Below are 20,974 nucleotides of genomic sequence, written 5' to 3'. Positions count from 1 at the left end.
AATAAATCAGCGTTTCCCTAGAATTCGTAACGGGCCGTGCCGAACACGCCATGCGAGGTGGTGTGTTCAGATGCCTGAATGTTGTAGTTGAGGCCGAACGAAAGGTTGTTGTTGCCAAAATCAAGACCAAGGCCACCCGTGTAGCTCATATAGTCCATGGTGCGGGTATCCAGCTCGGCCTTGGTTCCTGTACCGGTAAAGCGGATCTTGCTCTTGGCGTCGATGTCGCCGGTGGCGGGGAGCACGCCAAGGTCAAGGCTGGGCTTCACATACCAGCCGTTGCCGGTTTCAACCTGCTTGCTGAAGGTCACGCCGATGGGGAAGGTCCAGATGTTCTGGCTTGTTTCATCCCCGTGCATGACGGTGCCTTTGCTCTTCACATCATAGGAGTCGGTGTTCACATACATGTAGCGCACGCCAAGGTGGGGGATGATGTCCACATACTGCGTGTTGAACTTGTATTCGGCGCGCAGGCCCGAGCTGAGGGCGTATGCCGTGATGTCGCTCTTGAGGTCGCGCATCTGCATGGCTCCGGGCAGTTCCTGCTTCACCTTGTTGTAGGTGCTGGTGTAGTTGACGTCGGCGGTTACGCCGAAGTTTTCCACGGCCCAGCCGGCGTATGCGCCAAGGCCCCAGAAGTTGAAGCTGTTGGTTGTTTTGGCCAGATCGCCCTCACCCTCGGCGTAACCGCCGCCGATATTGAAGGCTATGCCCGCGCGCAGGGCGTTATCAAAGGTATAGTCGCCGCCAAGGGCCACGCCGCCCAGGCCGCCGTGCCACTTGAGGTCAAAGTTTCCGGCTTCCATGCCCCAGGCGTTCTGGCCCTGGTACAGGGGCATGATCCACAGGGCCGCGCCCTTTTTGTTCACGCCATCGGCCTTGTTGAGCGAAACGGACTGCATGCCGTTGCCGTCGGGCTGGGCGATGCTGGTGCGCTGGGTAATGGCGGCGCCCGCAGCGTTATTGGCGGCCATGGCCATCTGCGGCACCGCGCCAGCCACGGCTATGCGCGCGGCGCTTTCAATGGTCTTGGCGGCCAGGTCGGAATTGGCGCCGATGAAGTTGTCGTTGGTGGCGCGGGACAGGAAGCGCACGCCCTTCACGTCGGAATTCACATGGGCCGGGCCCACCTCGTCGGCGGTGTAGGCATTGTCCAGCACCGTCACAAGCTCGCCGTCAAGCTTGGGGTAGATATTGGCTGAGGAGTTGAGGCTCGCTGTCAGCACGCCGCTGGCCGCATCAAACGAACCCTTGATCATGCGGGAGTCGGTGCTGAAGTTGGAACCTGTCCAGCCGTTAGCAACCGTGATGCCGCCTCCGCCCTTGTTGGCGGCGATATTGTCGCCAAGCACGGTGTACTTCTGGCCCACCTTGGCGTCAGTGATGCGCAGCTTTGCGCCATCAGCAATGGTAGCAGTAGCACTGGTGGTAGTATTCGCGCTGCTGATGGCTCCGGCAGGGTCGGAGGCTGCGGCGGCATTGACCACCAGCAGGGATTGGCCGGAGAAATCAAGCTGGTTGGGATTGGTGGTAAAGCCGCTGGTGGTTGTTTGTGTACCGTCCACTGTAATGCCAAATCCGTCACCCAGCACCTGAGCGCTGTAGATGCCCAGAGCAGAATCCACGCCGTTCAGAGTCAGACCGGTGCCGTTGGTCACATCGGCTACCTGCCCGGACAGCCAGCCCGTGTCGGTGGTGCCGATGGCGGCCATAGAGTTCATGCCCACGCCCACGTTGCCGTTGATGGAATAATCCGTCCCCGTTGCGCTGTCAGCAAAACTGCCCACGGCCACGTTGCTGGAAGCCTGGCCCCAGTTCGGGTCAATAAAGAGGCTGCCGCCATCAAGGTTCAGGCTGCCTACCGTGAGGGTTGTGCCGCCCTTCGTGTCAGTGTCGGAGCCAACCGCAATGGTATTGCCGTGAGCAACCAGGCTGCTCACATTAACCTGCGCACCGTTGGAGAAGGTGGAGTCAGCACTCAAGGTAAGGCTGTTGGCTGCAAGGTTGCCGCCAGTAACGGTGGTCGCGCTTGCCACAGTCATGTCGCCAAGGTTGGCCTTGCTGTCGGTCAGGGTAAGAGCACCCACGCTGCTGGCGTCAGTACCTGTGCCGGTAGTTGTCAGCGTGCCGTTGGCAACGGTCACGGCTGTGGGAGCCGTAAGCTTTTTGGCAGTGACAGCGGCATCAATGGCGCTAACGCTGGTAGCAGTGATGTTGTCGGCGCTAAGGCTGCCGCCGGTTACAGAGGCTGCGCCGGTGAGGGCAATATTACCCTTGGCGCTAATGCTGCCGTTGGTGGCGGTAACGGTGCCAGCATAGATGCCGCCCGTTGCTTTAAGAGTGCCGTTGTTAGCGCTAACACTGTTGATCGCTGCGCTGGTGGAACCGATGTCTCCGGCGGTGAGAGTGGCCCCGCTGACGTTAACTTTGCCACTGTTGGAACTGCCAGCAGTGATGTCACCCACGCTAAAGTCGCCATTGCCATTGCCCACGGCCAGAAGGCTGCCGTCAGCACCAAAATTCACGTTGCCCAGGCTGCCGCTGTTGTTGCTGCCGGCATCGCCAAGCATAAGAGTTCCAGTTCCATCAACGCTGACGTCAGCCGCGCCGCTGCCATTACTCACAAGAGCGCCGCCCTTGGATCCGGTCAACTGCAGGGTGGTGTTGTCAGCAACAAGATCGCCACTAAAAGTATCCTTAAGCAGGACCTTGGCATAGGCTCCGGAGAGATCGCCAGTAACATCAGTGACCGTGGCATTGCGCAGGGCATTAATGGTGGTATTGCCAAGGGCATGTACATCGTCATAGGCAACAGTGTCGCCCGTGGCAATATCCGTAATAGTGGCATCACCCGCGTCAAACAGACCCGCGCCTGTCATCAAGTTGGTCTTAAGGTCTTTAATCTGGGCAAGGGACAATGCACCAAGGCCATCGACCTTGAGTATGCCGCCGCCCTCGACTGTGATCGCCTCTTTAATATTATTTGACGTCCAAGCGCTTCTGTCGATATCCAGCGCGGTGTCGTTGGCCAGCACCTTGCCGCCGCCATTGATCTCAGCAGTTGCACCAGTGGCGGTTTTCAACGTGCCAGGGGTCACGTCCAATGTGCCATTAACAGTAAGATTGCCGCCAGCGATATCCAGCGTCTTGCCTGCGGCCAGCGTCCACTTGCCCTGAGTAACCTTAACGGTTCCCTCGCTGGTGACGTTGGCATTGATGTTGCCGCCGGGGTTTGCATCTTCGCCAAGTTCCAATTTGCCTTGGTTGTCCGTAATTACCAGCGCACCGGTTCCCCCGAGGTTAAGCGTGGAACCTGCCTCGCCCTTGAGGTACAGCTTGCCGGAAGTAAGCGTAAAGTCCGTATCAGCAGTCCCCGGATCAAGGGTGAGGCTGTTGACCTTGATGCGGTTGTGCGTGGTTTCGGCGTCGCCAATGTCGAGCGCATTGCCGGTCAGCGTCATGTTTTGCGCCTGAATGCTGCCATTGCCAAGAAGGGCGACCTTACCGGGCACTGATGAGGTGCCGCCTGTGATACTATCGGCAGCAATCTCCGCTTCTGTACCAAGGTGCAGGCGGGCTTTCAGTGTCGAGTTGCCCTCGACAGTTACAGCGCCGCCAAGTTCAAGCCAGTCAGCAAGCTTGGCGTCGGTCATGTCCACGCGGGCCATGTCGTTGTCCGTAGTATTCGCATCGCGCAGGACGGCAATAGTTCCGGCAGTGCCGCTGAATTCTTCAAGCGTGGCTTCGGTCAAATTCAGATGGGCGTCGGTCACATTAAGATTGCCGCCGATCCGCACATTGCCGCCCAAGGAATGTGTGCCTTCCTTATAATTCAGCGATGATCTTTCAGAAATGCTTATTTTGCCTTTACTGTCCAACTGGCCTGTTGTGACATTAATTTTCATACCATCACTAGCAGTGTTGGACAGTATCATGTGGCCGTTCTCGCCGATGTTGATGCTGCCGCCAGTGAGGTTAATGGTGCCTGCTGTCCATGCGTCATTGATGTTTGCTTTACTTCTATCAAGGTTGCCGCTGACTACGAGGTGGCCGTTGATATCCAGGCTGCCACTCTCAATGTTTGTCGTATTGGCAGCCAGCACGCCCCTCTTGCCTTCAGCCACATTGATGCTGCCACCCTGAAGGGTGAGCGGATCAGTGCCATAAGCGCGCAAAATGGCATTTGCGGGAGCAGTGTCATCTCCACTGCCGTTCAGGTTCACGGTCCCACCGCTGATTGTCATCTTGCTGCCCAACAACTGGCCATAATCGCCTACATTGACGGTTCCGCCGCTGATGGTGAAGGAGCCATTGCTTTCGCCGGCATTCAACATGGCGCCGTCTTTCCAGTCGGTCGTCTCATTGATCTTGCCAGCAATGTTGACAGTGCCGCCACTTATGACGGCGGTTTGAACCTGAAGCTGGCTGCCATTGATATTAAGCGCCCCACCTGTCATTTCGAGTGAGCCGGTGAACGTGTCGCTCGCCTCGGCAGTGGCATCTTCTGCCCCCATAATGCCGTAGGGGCCATTCAGGGTGATATTGCCGCCGTTCTTCAGTGTTGTAGCGCCGTTGACATATATATGCCCCGTGCTCGCATCGCCGTTTTTCAGAATGCCCAGATTGTCAACTGTCAGGCTGCTTGCCTGCTGGAGACCGCTGACGGACTCTTCAGACGTGATAACTACATCTTTATCCGGACCCCACTCCGTCGCCGCCACAGCCAGCCCGGCGCTGCCCAGAGCAAGGGCCGCCGCCAGGGCCAGCGAGCCGAAGGTGTTGATCAGCCGGCATTTCCCCAATACCGCCTTATACCTGTTGATCAGGTTCCCAACCGCATTCTTGGACAAAATCATGAGCTTCCTCCTTAAAAGGTAACCAGTAAGGCCGTTATAATGGCCTGTCCTCTGCGTGGATGGGGAAAGCAATCGGAAAGGGTGTAGCTGAAATATTGCTTTCCCCGTGTTAGGCGGGTATGGTTGGTTTGCTAAAACGTGAACCTTAACCGCCCAACTGCATTATTAGATCAAAATTTCAGTCATTTCAACCATAATATCGACTGAAAAATAAAATCAATCTGTTTTTTCCAGATTGTGAATGATATTTTGATCTTATTGGAGGGTGCGGTGTTTATTGGGCATTGGGAAAGAATCACCTATGAAAACGCTTGGATCTCGCATACGGTTTGTGCGAGGGGCATTGTCGCAGGAAGTTTTTGCAGCAAAACTTGGAGTCAGCAAAGGATCGCTTGGGGGGTATGAACGTGACGAAAACCTACCTAACAGCGATATTGTGTTGAAGATCTGTCAGGAGACTGGCGTGTCTGCCGAATGGCTTCTTCAGGGCGAGGGGCTGCCCAGAATGTCTGTCGACGAGTCTGCATCACTGGAAAATTCACTGGCTGATGGCATGTTGGGCTTACCACGCATGCTTGGGGTTGGCGCACGTGCTTCAGCCGTGCAGGGTGGAATTGCGCTCGTTGCGGACGGAAAAACAACCCAGCACGAATGCGCGCGCTGTCGTCGGCTTGAGGAGCGGCTTGAACGCCTCGAAGATGAACGCAGGGAGTTGAGTGAGGAAAACAGGCATCTCTGGAAAGAAAACAGCATTCTCAACGCCAAGTTGGCCCGTCTGAAAACCAGGGGTTAACCAGTGCACGGTTTGGGTTTGCCTGTGTTTGGGTTGTATGGTCAGTTTGATGGGATGATTTTTCAGTTTTTTGGAAAAAGCGTGCCTGGCATTGAGGCATCCTGCTGTCGGTCATATTCTTGATCATGCACGAGCGGCGTTTGCTCTGCGGAAGGCCCGCTGCCGTGAGGGTGTAATTTTTTGCTTTTTGCGCCGCCATGCGAGCTGCATGCGCAGGTTTGAACCCGTGGGCAACGAGTGACCCTGGGAAGAGAGCGGAACCGCCCCGGCGGAGCGGCTTTCGATGCAGTTGGATTGTCGTATGCCTTTGAACTGGCATAGTGTATACTTTGAGGCCGCCCGTGGGCGGTCTTTCTGCTCTGGGGTGCGGCGGGCTTCATTGTGCAAATGCCTTGGCTGCTGCCCGGGCGGCCTTCGACAGCCATGCGCAAGTGCCGGAATGGGTGCTGTAAAAACTTTGCAAAAATAAACCCGCAAAGGTAGATTGAATCACCCATTCTACTGTGAGCGACTCGCGCGGATTAACGCGGAAAATGTATATCCTCAACAAGTATGCTTCGCCCGTTATGGCGGGTAACAACGCGGAGCCCCATCGCCTTTGTGGCGGGCTCTTGCTCGCCGCCAGTCAGAGCTTTTTACCGTGAAAGAGCTCTGGAGCAGAGTAACTTTGAAATGCTTTACGTTTCAATTTGCCATTCAGCCGAAAATCGTATTTTCGGCTGAATACACGCCATGTTGCGGCGCTCTGCACTCTTGTGCGGCTTTAGAGCATGTTCCCTTTTTCAAAGCTAACTGCCCAAAAAGCATCATGAACTCTGTCGGACGGATGTGCAATGTGCCATTGCCCGACAATATTGACGGGGCCGTTCCCGATCTTATTTGGTAAGAGAAAACTTCAACCAAAAATAGCGGCAGGACAGCAGAAAAAAATACGTTTTTGTGCCGGCTGAACTACATTTTTGTAATTTTGAAAAACTTCCTGATTACAGTCAATTGTCCGACATTTCCTTCGTCAACGCGGCTTTTCCAACGGCATTTTTGCGCACAGTTCTGCTAGTGATACCAAAGTTTTTTGGCGCATCCCCTATGCAAGGCTGGCAATCACAGATATACGGTTTTATTCTCGTAGAAAAGCTAACCGATTGGGCAACCAATCGCACAGTGTCCGGTGTGTCCCGGACTGGCTAGTGGGGCGTGCGGGTCGCACCTCCGCCATACAGACGTTCAAGGAGGCCTCATGGCAAGTCAGGCGTTGATCAGGGATTTTGAAGACCTCATTGGCAAAGAAAACGTGTTCAGCTCCGAAGCTGACCGGCAGAGCTATTCGTATGATTCGGCGGTGCTCGCTCCGGTTGTGCCTTCACTGGTGCTGCGCCCGACCTCCACTGAACAGTTGGGCGTCTGTGTGAAGAAGCTGTACGATAATGGCATACCCATGACCGTTCGCGGCGCGGGCACCAATCTGTCAGGCGGCACCATCCCTGACAGTACCGACTCGGTTGTCATCCTGACCAATGGTCTCAACCGCATCATTGAAATCAACTCCGACGACCTTTACGCGGTGGTTGAGCCGGGCGTCATCACCGCCCAGTTCGCCGCCGAAGTGGCCAGGAAAAATCTTTTTTACCCCCCGGATCCGGGTTCCCAGGCCGTGTCCACCATTGGCGGCAATATCGCTGAAAACGCTGGCGGCCTGCGCGGTCTCAAGTACGGCGTGACCAAGGACTACCTCATGGGCGTCGAGTTTTTTGATGCCACCGGCGAGATCGTCAAATCCGGCTCCCGCACGGTCAAGTGCGTCACCGGCTACAATCTCGGCGGTATGATGGTGCAGTCGGAAGGCACGCTGGGCATCATTTCCCAGGCCATCCTCAAGCTTGTGCCCCCGCCCAAGGCCTCCAAGGCCCTCATGGCCGTGTTCGACGAAGTGCAGGACGCCGCCGAAGCCGTGGCGGGCATCATTGCCGCCCATGTGGTTCCCTGTACGCTCGAACTTCTGGACAACAACACCATCGTGCGCGTGGACGACTTCACCAAGGCCGGTCTGCCGCGTGAGGCCGGCGCCATTCTGCTGATTGAAGTGGACGGTCACCCCGCCCAGGTGGCGGACGACGCCGAAGCCGTGGAGCGCGTGCTCAAGGCCAATCGCGCCCGCGCCGTGCATGTGCCCAAGGACGCCGAAGAAAAGTTCAAACTGTGGGAAGCCCGCCGCATGGCTTTGCCCGTGCTGGCCCGCTGCCGTCCCACCACCGTGCTTGAAGACGCCACCGTGCCGCGTTCGCAGATCCCCGCCATGATGAAGGCCGTTAACGAAATTGCCGCCAAGTACAAGCTTGAGGTGGGAACCTTCGGTCACGCCGGTGACGGCAACCTGCACCCCACCTTCCTGTGCGACAAGCGCGACAAGGAAGAATTCCACCGCGTGGAAGAAGCCATTGACGAGATGTTCGACGTGGCCCTCAAGCTGCACGGCACCCTTTCCGGCGAGCACGGCATCGGCACGGCCAAGTCCAAATGGATGGAAAAAGAAACCTCGCGCGGCACCATTTTGTTCTCGCAGCGGCTGCGTCGTGCCCTTGACCCCAAGGGCCTGTTCAACGCCACCAAGCTGGTGGGAATCTAGGAGCCTTACATGAGCAATCTGCACGAACTGTCCCAGCGCCTCATGGCGCTGGATGACAGGATTACAGCCTGTATGAAGTGCGGCATGTGCCAGGCCGTGTGTCCCATGTACGGCGCGTCCGGCATGGAGGCCGACGTGGCCCGCGGCAAGCTGGCCCTTATCGACAATCTTGCCCACGAAATGATCCAGGATCCGGAAGCTGTTGCCGACAAGCTGGGCCGCTGCCTTTTGTGCGGTTCCTGCCAGGCCTCCTGTCCTCCCGGCGTCCAGATTATGGACGTCTTTATGGAAGCGCGGGAACTTGTCAACGCCTATATTGGCCTGCATCCGGTCAAAAAAATGATCTTCCGCGCGCTGCTGCCGCAGCCCGGACTGTTCAACCTGGCCATGCGCATGGGCGCTCCCATGCAGGGCCTCATGTTCCGCAGCACGGGCGCTCCCCAGGGCACGGTATGCGCTCCCATGCTCAACTTCATGCTGGGCGACCGCCATATGCGTCCCCTGGCCAAAACGCCCCTGCACGTCCGCCATGGCGCGCTTGACGAGCGCCGCCGGCCCGGCGGCATCAAGGTGGCCTTTTACCCCGGCTGCATGGGCGACAAGATGTATGTGGACATGGCCGAAGCCTGCCTCAAGGTGCTTCGCCATCACAATGTCGCTGTCTTCATGCCCAAGGGGCTGACCTGCTGTGGCATTCCCGCCCTGTCTTCGGGCGATGCCGACGGCATGGTCAAGCAGATGAAGGTCAACCTCAAGGCCCTTGACGGCGCGGACTTTGACTACATACTGAGCCCCTGCGGTTCCTGCACCTCCACCGTCAAGGAGCTCTGGCCCCGTTACGCGGACCGCATCGGCGCGGCGGAAAAGCGCAAGGTTGACCAGTTGGCCGCCAAGGCTATGGACATCAACGCCTTTCTCGTGGAAGTGCTCAAGGTGCAGCCCGCCGAAGCCCCGGCCGGCAACGCGACCCCGGTGACCTACCACGATTCCTGCCATCTCAAAAAATCTTTGGGCGTGGTCAGCCAGCCGCGTGCCGTCATGGCCGCCAACCCCGCGTACAAGGTTGTGGAAATGGCGGAGCCGGACCGTTGCTGCGGCTGCGGCGGCTCGTTCAACCTTTTCCACTATGACTATTCACGCAAGATCGGACAGCGCAAGCGTGATAATGTGGTGGCTTCCAGGGCTGAAGTGGTGGCCGCCGGCTGTCCTGCCTGCATGATGCAGCTTGAGGACGTGCTTTCGCATAACAAGGACCGCGTGCGCGTCATGCACACTGTGGAAATATACGCTGAAAGCCTGAAATAAAACGGCCGCTCCGGCGGGGGAGGTTTCTTCCCCGCCGGGGTGACGCGGTAAGCCCGCGTAACCGAAGATGACCAATAAGGAGTATCATATGCCCCCTGTAAACCAGGAACTGGTCGAAGCTTTCGCCGCCAAGGCCGCGGCGGTCAGCGCGGTGGTGCAGGAAGTGCCCACCATGGCCGCAGCCCTGCAATATGTTGTGGACGTTTGCGCCAGCAAGGCTCCCGCTGAAATCCTGGCTGACGAGCCCGGCACAGCCCAGGGCCCTCTGAGCCCCAACAATGTTCCCACCCGCCTGCAGCGTGTGGTCGCCGCTCCTGAACTCAATGAAGCGGACTTCGCCGTCCTGGCTGCCGCCTGTGAGGAAAAAGGCTTTCTCTGCATCCGCGAAGGATTGCGCAACTATCTTGCGGGCATCGATGTGGGCCTGTCCACGGGCATCGTGGGCGTGGCCGCCAGCGCCACCTGCCTGCTGAACACCGACAACGAAGACGTGCGCCTGACGGGCATGATTTCCGAAGTATCCATGATACTTCTGCACAAGTCCGACATATATCCCGATCTGCCGTCCATTGCGCAGATTCTGCGCGAGCGCATGAGTGCAGCGCCTGCTACCTACACCACCCTGGTGACGGGGCCCAGCCGTACGGCTGACATCGAACGTGTGGCAGCCGTGGGCGTACATGGCCCGCTGGAACTCCACATCATTCTTCTGGAGGACTAACCCATGCATGACGCCCTTAAAAGCAGTTCCGGCTACCACAAGGAGCTGGATGAAGCCCTTAACGACGAATTTCTGCGCCGCACCCTGGACACCTTCGCCGTGGCCTACCGCGCCAACCGCGAAGCCGTGTTCAAGGAAGTGGACGAGCGCGGCCTCATAGCCAAGGTGGCTGACGCCAAGGATTACGCCTGTCAGCATATGGAAGAACTGTACAGCCAGTTCAAGGCCGAAGCCGAAAAGCGCGGCGTGCACGTGCACCGTGCCGCCAACGCCGCCGAAGCCAACGAGATCATCTCGCGCATCGCCAGAGAAAACAGCGTCAAGCGCGTGGTGAAGTCCAAGTCCATGACGGCTGAAGAAATCGAGCTGAACCCCGCGCTTGAGGCCCAGGGCCTCATCGTGGACGAAACCGACCTTGGCGAATGGATCATCCAGCTGCGGCACGAAGGCCCTTCGCACATGGTCATGCCGGCCATCCACCTTTCGCGCTATCAGGTGGCCGACGACTTCACCAAGGCCACTGGCACGAAACAGGATTCGGACGTGCAGCACCTGGTCAAGGTGGCCCGCGTGCAGTTGCGCCGCAAGTTTGTTGCCGCCGATATGGGCATCAGCGGGTGCAACTTCGCCGTGGCTGAAAACGGCGCCATTTCCACCGTGACCAACGAAGGCAACGCCCGCATGGTCACCACCCTGCCGCGCGTGCATGTGGCCATAGCCGGTCTCGACAAGCTCGTCGCCAAGCTGGACGACGCCCTTACGGCCCTGCTGGTGCTGCCCCGCAACGCCACTGCCCAGCGCCTCACCTCGTACGTCACCTGGATGTGCGGCGCGGGCCCCTGTGCCGCCAATGCCGACAACAAAAAGATCATGCATGTGGTCTTTCTGGACAACGGCCGCACAGAGATCGCCAAGGATCCGCTGTTCAAGCAGATCTTCCGCTGTGTGCGCTGCGGCGCCTGCGCCAACGTCTGCCCCGTGTACCGCCTCGTGGGCGGCCACAAGATGGGGTACATCTACATTGGCGCCATCGGCCTTATCCTCACCTACTTCTTCCACGGCAAGGAGCGTGCCCGCATCCTGAGCCAGAACTGCATGGGCTGCGAATCCTGCGCCAACGTGTGCGCCGGCGGCATCGAGCTGCCCCGCCTCATCCGCGAAATCCGCGCCCGTCTCAACGAGGAGCAGGGCGCTCCCATTGAGGCCAATCTGCTGTCGGCCGTCATGAAGAACCGCAAGCTCTTCCACAAGCTGCTCAAGTTCGCCAGCTTCGCCCAGAAGCCCTTCACGCGCGGCGCGCAGTTCCAGCGGCATCTGCCCGCCGTGTTTATGGGCAAACACAACTTCAAGGCCCTGCCCGCCATTGCCAACAAGTCCTTCCGCGACCGCTGGCCCGAAATCGCGCCCAAGGTGCAGAACCCCGTCATGCGCGTGGCCATCTTCAGCGGCTGCGCCCAGGACTTCATCTATCCCGAGCAGCTCGAAGCCTGCGTGAAGGTCCTGGCCGCCAAGAATGTGGCCGTGGACTTTCCCATGGAGCAGTCCTGCTGCGGTCTGCCCCTGGAAATGATGGGGCAGCGCAAAACATCCATTGACGTGGCCAAGCAGAACCTTGCCGCGTTCCGTGGCGGCAACTACGACTACATCATCACGCTGTGCGCGAGCTGCGCCGGGCATCTGAAGCACCACTATCCGCAGATTCTCGACAAGGACTACGCGCTGGTGGAAGGCCAGGCCTTCGCGGCCAAGGTCATTGACTTCAGCTCCTTCGTGCATGACGTGCTGAAGCTCAAGCCCGAAGATTTCCACAAGTCCGGGCAGAAGGTCACCTATCACGCTTCCTGCCACCTTTGCCGTGGCCTGAACGTGAAGGAAGCCCCGCGTGCGCTTATTGCCGATGCGGCTGAATATGTGCCCTGCGAAGAAGAAGAGGTCTGCTGCGGGTTTGGCGGCAGCTATTCTGTGAAGTTCCCCGAAATCTCGGCACAGCTTCTGGAAAAGAAAGTCACCAACATGAAGGCCACCGGGGCGGATCGCCTGGTGGTGGACTGCCCCGGCTGCGTCATGCAGCTGCGCGGCGGCGCTGAAAAGCAGGGACTGAAGATCAAGGTCGATCACATCTCTGAACTGCTGGCCGACAACCTGAAAAAATAGCCCATATCTGTAAAAAATAGTAAAGAAGCGCCGCTTGAAAAAGCGGCGCTTCTTGTTCTAGAGCAGATTAACTTTGAAATGTGTAGCATTTCAAAGTTAATCTGCTCTAGAACAGTTAAATTTGGCAATGCCTTGTGGGGGAGGGACCCTTTTAAAAAAGGGTCTCCTCCCCCACGCCCCCACCCCCTAAAATTTTCATTGTAGTATAGTGTATTATAGAGTGTGTTCTGATCTGCCGGGACACGAAGGCGGGAGCAAAAAAAGGCCCTGCCCTCCGCTGCCTCAGCCAGAGCCGCGTGCCTTTGCCGACATATACTCTCCGAAGTTGACGACGTTGCTCCGTGGCGCGGCCGCACGGCCCTATCCGCTCGCGGCTCTAAGGCGAGCGCAGGGATACAGGGCGCCAGGGCAATCAGGGTGTCAGGGCAATTTCAAGACGAAATTGTTCTGCGCGGGGTTGGTGTGGGAGGGTAGGGGAGAGAGAGCTGTGCGGGTGTTACGAAAAAGCGCGCGAAAGTATGCCACACAGGCCGGGTGGCGTGTGGAACGAGAGGCAATGCATGAATGCAGATAATAATCCGCGCTGACAGGCGGGCGTGCCTTTCCGCGGCGCCAATCGTTCAGGATGTCGGATAGCGTGTTGCAGACGGCTGGTCGCTTGGCAGACCGCCGCAAAGAGCATGCATTTCAGCGCAGGGATTTGTTAGTGCATTGCCAGTGAGGGAATGCGCCACCAGTACCAGTGGCTGACAATGGTGGAATCCTGAGGCTGCCATTCTCCACAAGTCTCAAAGTAGTGCAGGACCTTGCTTTCCGTATCGCTGAGCTCGCGTTCCTTCTGGATCATCTGACGGATACGGAAAAAAATGGCCAGGCATTCAAAGAGACTGAGGTGATCTTCATCCATGCTGACGCCTGCCTGGAGATGGAGGACAAACTCCTTGTAAAACGGGTTGTCTTCACCAACACAGGCATCAAATGACGGGCAGTTTTCCTGCAGATATTTCAGCCCTTGTGAAAAAAGCCTGTCGGTCGGGCGGTGCGATGCCTGCTCTGTGCAGACTCTATATAGTCTTTCCATTGCCTCGTGGTAATTGGAAAGGGACATAATCAGCTCCTCTAGAGCATTTTGCTAATGAGAATATCCACAACTTTCAAACCATCCCTTCGCATCTGAGGGGGTGATTGTGGTAAAAGCATCTTTGATTGCGAAAAAAAGGGTATCACTATCTGTTGCCTGACGTTCTCGTAATTTTGTCTTTATTTTGCTCCACATCTTTTCAATGGGGTTCAAATCCGGGCTATATGCGGGTAAATATTTTATTGTAATATTGCGAGAAGAAAACTTGCTCATATCAAAGCTGTTCTTATGAGCAGAAAGATTATCCATTATTACAATATCGTTGGCATTTAACTCTGGAAGTAATACTTCCTCCATATAGGATGCAAATATTTTTTTATCCACCGCACCATCAAAAACAAGACATTCTGTATTCCCTGAAAGCCTGACTGACGAAAGCATTGTTACCGTTTGCCATGAGCCTGATGCGCTGCCATGACACCGATCACCTCGCAAAGAGCGTCCACGTAGCGGGCACATGTTGGTCTTTGCAGCAGATTCATCAAGAAACACAAGAGACTCTTTTTCGCAAAACTTACTCCACTGTTGCCATTCTTCACGCGCAGCTTTGATATCTTCCCGGTCTTGCTCCGAGGCCCGGAGAGTTTTTTTTGTAAGTTATCCCAAGCTTGAGCAGTGTTCTGTGAATGACAGAAACATTGCACGTTTTATTGAACCTGATTCTTATCTTTTCCAGTGTAATCGATGGTTCTTCACGAATCAGGTTGACGAGTTCCAGTTCTTCGTCCGTGCTGAAGACACGGGGACGGCAACCTCGCGGTTTCGGGTCTTGGGGTTCCCCATGAGCGTCCCGTTTCAACCAGTTTTGAATGGTCTTATAATGCACACAATAGGCATTGGCCAACTCTTGCTGGGTAAATAGACCTGTTTTGTATGCCTCAACAGCTCGTTGTCTTATGTCGTTATTTGATATTGGCATGCACGGAGTATAAAAATATTATAGATAATTTCAATAACAAAATGCTCTAGCTAGTGATTCTGAGAGTATCAATATATCAAAATTCGCATAAAATTACAAATTATTCTATAGTTCAGGAATCAGACTCAAGACGCGGACATAAAAATGGAAACAACATAGGGTACAGCAGGGGCCAGTATAAAATGCGAAACTGGCCGTCAGCGTATGGGGCGGCGGGGTTGCAAATACTGAGGCTGAAAAAACAGCCTGTACTGTTTGGCGGGAGAAAGATGGGCCGGTCTGCTGACCTCGCCTTCAATGGATAGAGGCTTATCGGACAGGCCAAAGGGCTGCAATTGCCCTGGCGCCATGTCCATATGAGAGAGTCTTTCTCCGGTGACATTAAAGACGGGCATGGTGCTGTTGGTGTTTCCCGCCGTCAGTATGCCAGATTTGCCCGCAGGCAGTATGATTTCACTGGTTCCATTATGTGCGGTGGCGTTGAGCAGGCTCGGCACGGGCAGATCCGTGCGCCGAAGCACATCAAGAAAATCGTTGCCAGTCCGCCCCACAAAGGTCACCAGTGAGGTCCCATCGCCGTAAACCAGCAGACTGACAGGCATTGTGCCGCCATGAATACCCATAAAGGCCGGTCTTCCTCCGGCGGGCATGATAACCCAGGGCTCCTCTGGTTGAATGTTTTTTTGTGTGCCCGAAGATTGCGCGGCCAGAGCGTCGAACCCGACGCTTACGGCAAATATAAGGCACAGAATGCAAAAAAGCCGTATCTTCATGGCATCTGTACTTCCATTTCTCAGCAAGGATGCATTGTTACGCACGGGTAGCAGATACCTTGGCGAATATTTTCGCGGGGGCCTGCCGCAAGCCTGGCTGGCCGTTCCGGTGGGCGCCGAATGGGGGGGCCACGCAAATATGTAATGCTAGCATCTTGTTGCGACCAGCGCCAGACCCGGCGTTTTGCATGCATTGCCTGTACGTATCAGCAGTGTGCAGCACTATAAGACCTTTAGTAAGGGGCGGCGTAATTGTCAAGAAGCCGCGCTGCTAGCTTGTTGAAAATCAACAAAAAAATCTCTTATTTTGCACGGTTGCGCTTTGCAGGCTGTGCCGGAGCAGGCGCGGGTTCGGGCTTGGGCGGCAAGGGCGGGCTAAGGTCCGGAGGCTCCGGAATGCGCGGAAGGTTAACAGTGCTTCCCAGATAGTGCAGAAAAAACTCGGTTAAAGCTACAAACATGTTTTTGTGGATACTTTTTCTGTCCTCATCACTGACAGAACGGCAGAGCTCGGGCAGTTCCGCCTCCAGCGCGGACGGGCAGGGGGCCATGAGCGCCCCTGCGTCAGCCTTGTCCAGTACCAGCCAGCGGGATTTTTTGCCCGCCATGTCATAAATGCGGCGGGCGTGCAGGGCGGTATTGTTCAGCCGGTCGTTGGAGGCTGCCATAAGCAGCAGGGGCGGGTAAAACCACCGGAAAGAGTCGCGGTTGAAGAGCATGCCGAAAGCCGGAGCCACAGCGGCCACGGCCTTGATGCGCGTGTCGGCGAGGCTTCTGGTCAGGGGCAGGCTCCGGCAGAGGCCGTCCATGCGGTTGCGCGCCCAGGCATTGCAATACATGTCCTGCTTGCCAGCCTGGGCGCAGTAGGTGCGCCAGCCTTCACAGTCGGGCAGTGCGCCGCCCAGCAGCAGGGCGGCCGTGCCGCCGGCGCCGAACCCCAGCACGCCGATGCGCTCGGGATCAATGGAGGGCTCGGACTCCGGATCATTGAGCAGAAGGGGGATAAGGCTGGAAATTTCGCGCACCCTGTTTGACAGTTGCTGCCAGGTCAGCAGAAGATCCATATTGTCGGTATTATCGCCGGGGTGGGTGGGCGCGGCCACCACAAAACCGCTGGCGGCCAGCCACGCGGCTGTGTCATGATACGAAAAGCGCGATCCCGCGGTATCGTGCGAAAGCAGAATAAGCGGGAAACGTCCGTCCACAGGCTTGCCCCCACGGGCAGCGGAAATTTCCCAGGGGCCGTACTGGATGTCGCGCGGAGGCCGCACCGATGGATACCACAGGTTTACGTCAAGCCTCAGGCCGCTTTCCGGGTCCCAGTGCCCAAGGGTGCGAAAACCCACATGGTAAAAATCGGCCCTCACGTCCAGGGCCGGCAGCAGCGTAAAGCAGAAAAACAAAATCAGGGTTGCAGAAAAATTCTGTCGCATGCCCGTGTTGTGCCATAAGCCGCCTTGAGGTACAAGGGCGTTCGGGAGAGGCGCTTTGCCCCCGAAATCAGGGCCCGGAGCTGGAATATATGGATATCCTACGCTATTTCATTGACTTTATTTTGCACATTGATGTGCATCTTTTCGAACTGGTTGCACAGTATGGCCTTTGGATTTATGCTATACTCTTTATCATAGTTTTTTGTGAGACCGGTCTTGTGGTAACGCCGTTTCTGCCTGGCGACTCCCTGCTGTTCGCGGCGGGTGTGGTGGCCGGGGCCGGACTTATGGGCTATGTGGAAGTGATGCTTGTGCTGCTGGCGGCGGGCGTTCTTGGCGATGCCGTCAATTATTGCATCGGCCGCCATGTGGGCCCGGCGATTTTTTCCCGTGACAGCCGCTTCATCAAGAAGGAACACCTGCTCAAGGCCCATCTTTTTTATGAACGCCACGGCGGCAAGGCCATTGTGCTGGCCCGCTTTGTGCCCATTGTCCGCACGTTTGCGCCCTTTGTGGCGGGCATTGCCCTCATGTGCCCGCGTACGTTTTTTTTCTTCAATGTGACGGGCTGCATCCTGTGGGTGGGCTGCCTGGTTTCAGCCGGATTTTTTCTGGGAAACCTGGATTGGGTGCGCCAGAATTTCAGTATCATCGTCTATGCCATTGTGGTGGTCTCGGTGCTGCCGGTGGCCATTGAAGTGCTGCGTTCCCGTTTTGGCGGTAAAAAGAGCGCCGTGGACGCAAGCGAAAAAGAATAGCCTTTATCTGATATGTTGCCTCAGATAACTGGAAATCCCGCCATTGGCGGGATTTTTTGCGATTTCCGAAGGGTTGGGGGCGAAAAAAACCGGCCTTCAGGGACATTTTTACCTTGAAATGCTTTGGCGTATCTGCGCTGCGGCCTGTTCCGCCGTAAGACTGGCCGTGTCGATAATGAGGCGTGTTCCGTGCCAGGGGGCGTAGTTTCTTTCCAGGACTTTTTGCCATGTGGGAAGCGTCATGCCGGTACTGTCGGCCTTTCTGCCCTCCACCCTTTGGCGGTGCGTCGGCATATGGCTGCAAATGATTTCCACCTCAAGGCAGAATGCCTCGCTGCGCACGGCCACTTGCCGCCATGCGTCGCGGGTAAGGGCAATGGGGTTGACCGAATCGGCAATGACGTCACAGCCCAAAGCCAGATTTTCTTGCGCGATGCTGTAAGCCACCTCATAGCCTTCACAGGTGACAGGGCGGTCGGGCATCTGACAGCGCAATGTCTGTTCAATGGTGTCTGCGCGCAGGTAGCAGGCCCGGATTTTGCGGCAAAGAATTTTGGCGATGGTCGTCTTGCCCACGCCGGGCAAGCCGGAAAAAACAACCAGGGCGGGTTGCCGGAAATGCGCCACGCTAAACCATCACACGCAGTCGTCCGTCTTCCATATGCGCCTCGCGGTTGATGCACAGGGGCGCGTCTTCGCCATGGTGGGACACGAAGACCATTGGCAGCCCCCTGGCGGCCAGAAGGTCAAGAAGGTTGAGGTAGCGCGCGCGGCTTTGGGCGTCCAGGCCGGAGCAGGGTTCGTCCAGCAGCAGTATGTCCGGCTCGCCCACCAGCGCCCGCGCCAGGAAGAGGCGGCGCAACTGCCCGGTGGACAGGCGACGGATGGACTGTCGCCCAAGGACTTCTATGCCCGCCTCGCTTTCTTCAGGAAACATCTCGCGCATACGGCGAAGGGCCTCGGCCTTTTCCGCCGTGCTGAACTTGCGGTAGACGCCGATGCTGTTGTCAAACCCGGTGCAGACCATATCATGCGCCGTCAGCGAATAGCCGTACAGCGCCTGCGACAGGTCGGATACAAGGCGTATGCCCTTGCGCACTTCGGCCAGAGTGTCCACAGCGCCGCCCTGACGCGGCAGCCAGCGCTCCAGCGTGCCCCCGGCGGCCGCGAACTCGTCCCCGGCCAGCAGCCGCAACAGGGTGGATTTGCCCGAGCCGTTGGCTCCGCTGATGCGCCAATGCTCCCCTTGATGCATGCTCCAGGTGACGTTATGCAGCACTTCCTGCCTGTCGATGAAAACAGTAACGTTTTCAAGGTTCAGCAGGGGACGCACCGCCTCAACCTGCCCGGCTTCCTCAGCGGTGATGGTAAGGCCCTGTTCCGTGTCGGTCTCTTCGTCCGAGGCTTCCTGGCCTGCCTGTTTCGGCGGGACGGAGTACAGCCTGCCTTCGCTGACATAGTGGCGCTCCTCGCACCAGGGGGGTATCTGGCCGGGACGGTGCGCGGTCATGATGACGGTGCAGCGCGAGGCGTGTTCTTCCAGCACGTCAAAGAAAATTTCACGGTAGCGGGCGTCCAGCCCGTCGGTGCATTCGTCGAGCAAAAGCAGGGCCGGGGCCCGCAACAGGGCTCTGCCCAGAAGCAGCAGGCGCAGCTGGCCTTGCGAAAGCGTGTGCATGGCGCGGTCCAGGAGGCCCTCCGCCTCAAGGCGCCCAGCCATGCGCACGGCTGCTTCGCGGCGGGCGAGAGCCTGAGCGCCGCCGTCGGAATAGACCAGGGGCGTATCGTCAAATCCTGTGAGCAGCAGGTCCAGACCTGTCAGATCCCAGGCCTGACGCTGGTAGTTTTCCTGCTGGCCGGGGGACACAAGGGCCGTCATGGCGCGTCCGGCCAGGGGAGACTGTTCGCGTCCCTCTGCCGTGTGCCACCAGATATGGCCTCTGGCAGGCCAGAGCTCGCCTCGCAGCAGCCGCAGCAGGGTGGATTTGCCGGACCCGTTGGGGCCAAGCAGGGCGCAGTGGCGGCCACGTGCAACCTGCCAGTCAATGTGGTGCAAAACGAGCCGCTGGCTGGCGTCGCCGGGCAGAAAAAGACTTAGATCCCTGATGGTTACAATTGGTTCAAACATATATCATCCCTGCTGCAGATCTTCAACGTGATGCGGAAAGGTTCCAGAAAGTGTCGCCGCAGGCAGAAGCGTGGCCCTTGGGCCGGGCTGCCAGCGGGGCGCTCGGTCAGGACGCCGCGTCCTTTTAGAGCAGATTACCTTTGAAATGTTTCACATTTCAAAGTTTTCATTCAGCCGGAAAATGCGATTCGCGGCAGCCGTTGCTTTATCCGTAGTTTCCTGCGCCGCAACGCTTTAAGCCTTCGTCGCAACGGCTGAAGCCCGGCTGCATCCACGCCACGTTGTGGCGCGCTGCCCTTTCGCGCGGCGTTAGAGCATTTACACTTTTTCAAAGTTACAATGCTCTGGTAAAAACTTCCCGTGCCGGTTTTCAAGACCCTGTTGGCAAACGTCGTATCGCTGCAGGGGGCTGGCGGCATGCTCGTGCGCCTGCCAGAGCGCCTGCAAAGCGCCATGCCTTAAATGGGGTAGACGCTGCGCTGGCCACGGTCAAACACGGTGTATTCCCTGAAACCGAAGGCGCGGGCATAGGAAGCCAGCCGGGCAAAGCCGTAGCCCACGTCGTCCGTCACGTGCGCGTCCGAAGCGAAGCTTACGGGCAGGCCCATTTCCGCGGCCATGACCATAATGGGCGGCGCGGGATAGATTTCGCGGCAGGCCTTGCGCAGACCCGCCGAGGAAACTTCCATGCTCATGCCGGATTGCCGCAAGGCCGCAAGCCCCCTGCGCACAAGAGCCAGACTTTCCGGTTTGGCCAGCCAGACGTGAAACTGCTCAACGGAGAAAATCTTGATGAGGTCCGGGTGTGCGGCAATGTTGAAAAGGCCGGAGGCCAGCATGCGTTCCCAGGCTTCAAAATAGCGGGTGTACTGGGTTTCGCATTCTTCCTGCGACATGCCCTTCCACGGTTGCGCGCCATCATCAAAGCCCCATTGCCCGATGAAGTGCACGCTGCCCAGCAGGTAGTCAAAATCATAGGCCGTACTGGACGCGCGGGTAAAGTCCTGCTGGCCTTCAAGCCAGTCCATTTCCATACCGAAAAGCACCCGGCAGGGGCCGTGCGCATTGGCGGCCTTGATTTCCTGAACTTCGCGGGCGTAGTCCGGCAGGTGGCGCGTCAGTTTGTCCCTGTATTCGTTTGTGTAGTCGAAACCCAGGGGGCGTGGCGAATGCTCGGTAAAGCCGATGATTTCAAGGCCTCTGGCCTGAGCGGCTGCGTACATTTCAGCCGGGCTGTTGCCGCCGTGAGAATACTTGGTGTGGGTGTGCAGGTCTGCGAGAATCATGCGTTGGTTTTCCTGAGTGTCCGGGGCGTCCCGGCCTCCCGTGGCGGGAGGAAGGTTGCTGTGTGCGTTCAGTATGAACTTGAA

At 57.4% G+C, this 20,974-nt stretch carries 13 protein-coding genes and 1 pseudogene; 6 read left to right on the top strand and 8 right to left on the bottom strand.

Annotated features, from left to right (window positions below):
• Window positions 1-17: 17 nt before the first annotated feature.
• Complete coding sequence (locus ACZ5DH_RS10665) at window positions 18-4,856, bottom strand: autotransporter domain-containing protein (RefSeq protein WP_464254265.1); 4,839 nt, start codon at window positions 4,854-4,856, stop codon at window positions 18-20.
• Between the two features lie 343 nt (window positions 4,857-5,199).
• Between ACZ5DH_RS10665 and ACZ5DH_RS10660 the strand changes: the two genes are divergently transcribed.
• The 5 genes from ACZ5DH_RS10660 to ldhH all read left to right on the top strand — a co-directional run bounded on the left by ACZ5DH_RS10660 (window position 5,200) and on the right by ldhH (window position 12,452).
• Entirely contained in the window at window positions 5,200-5,649 is a 450-nt protein-coding gene (locus tag ACZ5DH_RS10660; RefSeq protein WP_464254264.1) for a helix-turn-helix domain-containing protein, read from the top strand.
• A gap of 1,237 nt (window positions 5,650-6,886) precedes the next feature.
• Window positions 6,887-8,272 carry an FAD-binding oxidoreductase gene (locus ACZ5DH_RS10655; RefSeq protein WP_464254263.1) on the top strand — a complete coding sequence of 462 codons (1,386 nt, stop codon included), beginning with the start codon at window positions 6,887-6,889 and terminating at the stop codon, window positions 8,270-8,272.
• A 9-nt stretch (window positions 8,273-8,281) separates the two neighbouring features.
• Window positions 8,282-9,577, top strand: a complete 1,296-nt coding sequence (locus ACZ5DH_RS10650) for a (Fe-S)-binding protein (RefSeq protein ID WP_464254262.1) — start codon at window positions 8,282-8,284, stop codon at window positions 9,575-9,577.
• Between the two features lie 88 nt (window positions 9,578-9,665).
• Window positions 9,666-10,298, top strand: a complete 633-nt coding sequence (locus tag ACZ5DH_RS10645; RefSeq protein ID WP_464254261.1) for an LUD domain-containing protein — start codon at window positions 9,666-9,668, stop codon at window positions 10,296-10,298.
• 3 nt (window positions 10,299-10,301) lie between these two features.
• Window positions 10,302-12,452, top strand: coding sequence for an L-lactate dehydrogenase (quinone) large subunit LdhH (ldhH, locus tag ACZ5DH_RS10640; RefSeq protein ID WP_464254260.1), 2,151 nt, complete (start codon window positions 10,302-10,304; stop codon window positions 12,450-12,452).
• A 703-nt stretch (window positions 12,453-13,155) separates the two neighbouring features.
• Here ldhH and ACZ5DH_RS10635 read toward each other — a convergent pair.
• From ACZ5DH_RS10635 to ACZ5DH_RS10620, 4 genes and pseudogenes are all read right to left on the bottom strand, one after another.
• The gene (locus ACZ5DH_RS10635) at window positions 13,156-13,560 is read right to left on the bottom strand and encodes a hypothetical protein (RefSeq protein ID WP_464254259.1); all 405 of its coding nucleotides are present in this window, start codon (window positions 13,558-13,560) and stop codon (window positions 13,156-13,158) included.
• A 24-nt stretch (window positions 13,561-13,584) separates the two neighbouring features.
• Window positions 13,585-14,172, bottom strand: a pseudogene (locus ACZ5DH_RS10630) (IS630 family transposase); the annotation flags it as partial.
• 537 nt (window positions 14,173-14,709) lie between these two features.
• Entirely contained in the window at window positions 14,710-15,285 is a 576-nt protein-coding gene (locus tag ACZ5DH_RS10625) for a hypothetical protein (RefSeq protein ID WP_464254258.1), read from the bottom strand.
• A gap of 302 nt (window positions 15,286-15,587) precedes the next feature.
• Window positions 15,588-16,718, bottom strand: a complete 1,131-nt coding sequence (locus ACZ5DH_RS10620) for an alpha/beta hydrolase family protein (protein WP_464254257.1) — start codon at window positions 16,716-16,718, stop codon at window positions 15,588-15,590.
• Between the two features lie 89 nt (window positions 16,719-16,807).
• Between ACZ5DH_RS10620 and ACZ5DH_RS10615 the strand changes: the two genes are divergently transcribed.
• Window positions 16,808-17,476 carry a DedA family protein gene (locus tag ACZ5DH_RS10615; protein WP_464254256.1) on the top strand — a complete coding sequence of 223 codons (669 nt, stop codon included), beginning with the start codon at window positions 16,808-16,810 and terminating at the stop codon, window positions 17,474-17,476.
• Between the two features lie 108 nt (window positions 17,477-17,584).
• On the opposite strand, the gene ACZ5DH_RS10610 is transcribed toward ACZ5DH_RS10615, so the two are convergent.
• The 3 genes from ACZ5DH_RS10610 to ACZ5DH_RS10600 form a co-directional block, all read right to left on the bottom strand.
• Complete coding sequence (locus ACZ5DH_RS10610) at window positions 17,585-18,103, bottom strand: P-loop nucleotide/nucleoside kinase family protein (protein ID WP_464254255.1); 519 nt, start codon at window positions 18,101-18,103, stop codon at window positions 17,585-17,587.
• A 1-nt stretch (window position 18,104) separates the two neighbouring features.
• Window positions 18,105-19,604 (bottom strand): ATP-binding cassette domain-containing protein, encoded by a 1,500-nt coding sequence (locus ACZ5DH_RS10605; protein WP_464254254.1) that lies wholly within the window; start codon window positions 19,602-19,604, stop codon window positions 18,105-18,107.
• A 458-nt stretch (window positions 19,605-20,062) separates the two neighbouring features.
• Complete coding sequence (locus ACZ5DH_RS10600) at window positions 20,063-20,890, bottom strand: histidinol-phosphatase (RefSeq protein WP_464254253.1); 828 nt, start codon at window positions 20,888-20,890, stop codon at window positions 20,063-20,065.
• Window positions 20,891-20,974: the final 84 nt, after the last annotated feature.

The organism is Desulfovibrio simplex (assembly GCF_055387835.1).
Note: the sequence above shows the minus strand (reverse complement) of the source record. Positions and strands in the feature narration are given on the sequence as shown.

Coding starts and splice junctions, on each gene's coding strand:
- ACZ5DH_RS10625 (WP_464254258.1), bottom strand. CDS start 15,285: ATGAAGATACGGCTTTTTTGCATTCTGTGCCTTATATTTGCCGTAAGC.
- ACZ5DH_RS10635 (WP_464254259.1), bottom strand. CDS start 13,560: ATGTCCCTTTCCAATTACCACGAGGCAATGGAAAGACTATATAGAGTC.
- ACZ5DH_RS10615 (WP_464254256.1), top strand. CDS start 16,808: ATGGATATCCTACGCTATTTCATTGACTTTATTTTGCACATTGATGTG.
- ACZ5DH_RS10600 (WP_464254253.1), bottom strand. CDS start 20,890: ATGATTCTCGCAGACCTGCACACCCACACCAAGTATTCTCACGGCGGC.
- ACZ5DH_RS10620 (WP_464254257.1), bottom strand. CDS start 16,718: ATGCGACAGAATTTTTCTGCAACCCTGATTTTGTTTTTCTGCTTTACG.
- ACZ5DH_RS10665 (WP_464254265.1), bottom strand. CDS start 4,856: ATGATTTTGTCCAAGAATGCGGTTGGGAACCTGATCAACAGGTATAAG.
- ACZ5DH_RS10655 (WP_464254263.1), top strand. CDS start 6,887: ATGGCAAGTCAGGCGTTGATCAGGGATTTTGAAGACCTCATTGGCAAA.
- ldhH (WP_464254260.1), top strand. CDS start 10,302: ATGCATGACGCCCTTAAAAGCAGTTCCGGCTACCACAAGGAGCTGGAT.
- ACZ5DH_RS10650 (WP_464254262.1), top strand. CDS start 8,282: ATGAGCAATCTGCACGAACTGTCCCAGCGCCTCATGGCGCTGGATGAC.
- ACZ5DH_RS10605 (WP_464254254.1), bottom strand. CDS start 19,604: ATGTTTGAACCAATTGTAACCATCAGGGATCTAAGTCTTTTTCTGCCC.
- ACZ5DH_RS10645 (WP_464254261.1), top strand. CDS start 9,666: ATGCCCCCTGTAAACCAGGAACTGGTCGAAGCTTTCGCCGCCAAGGCC.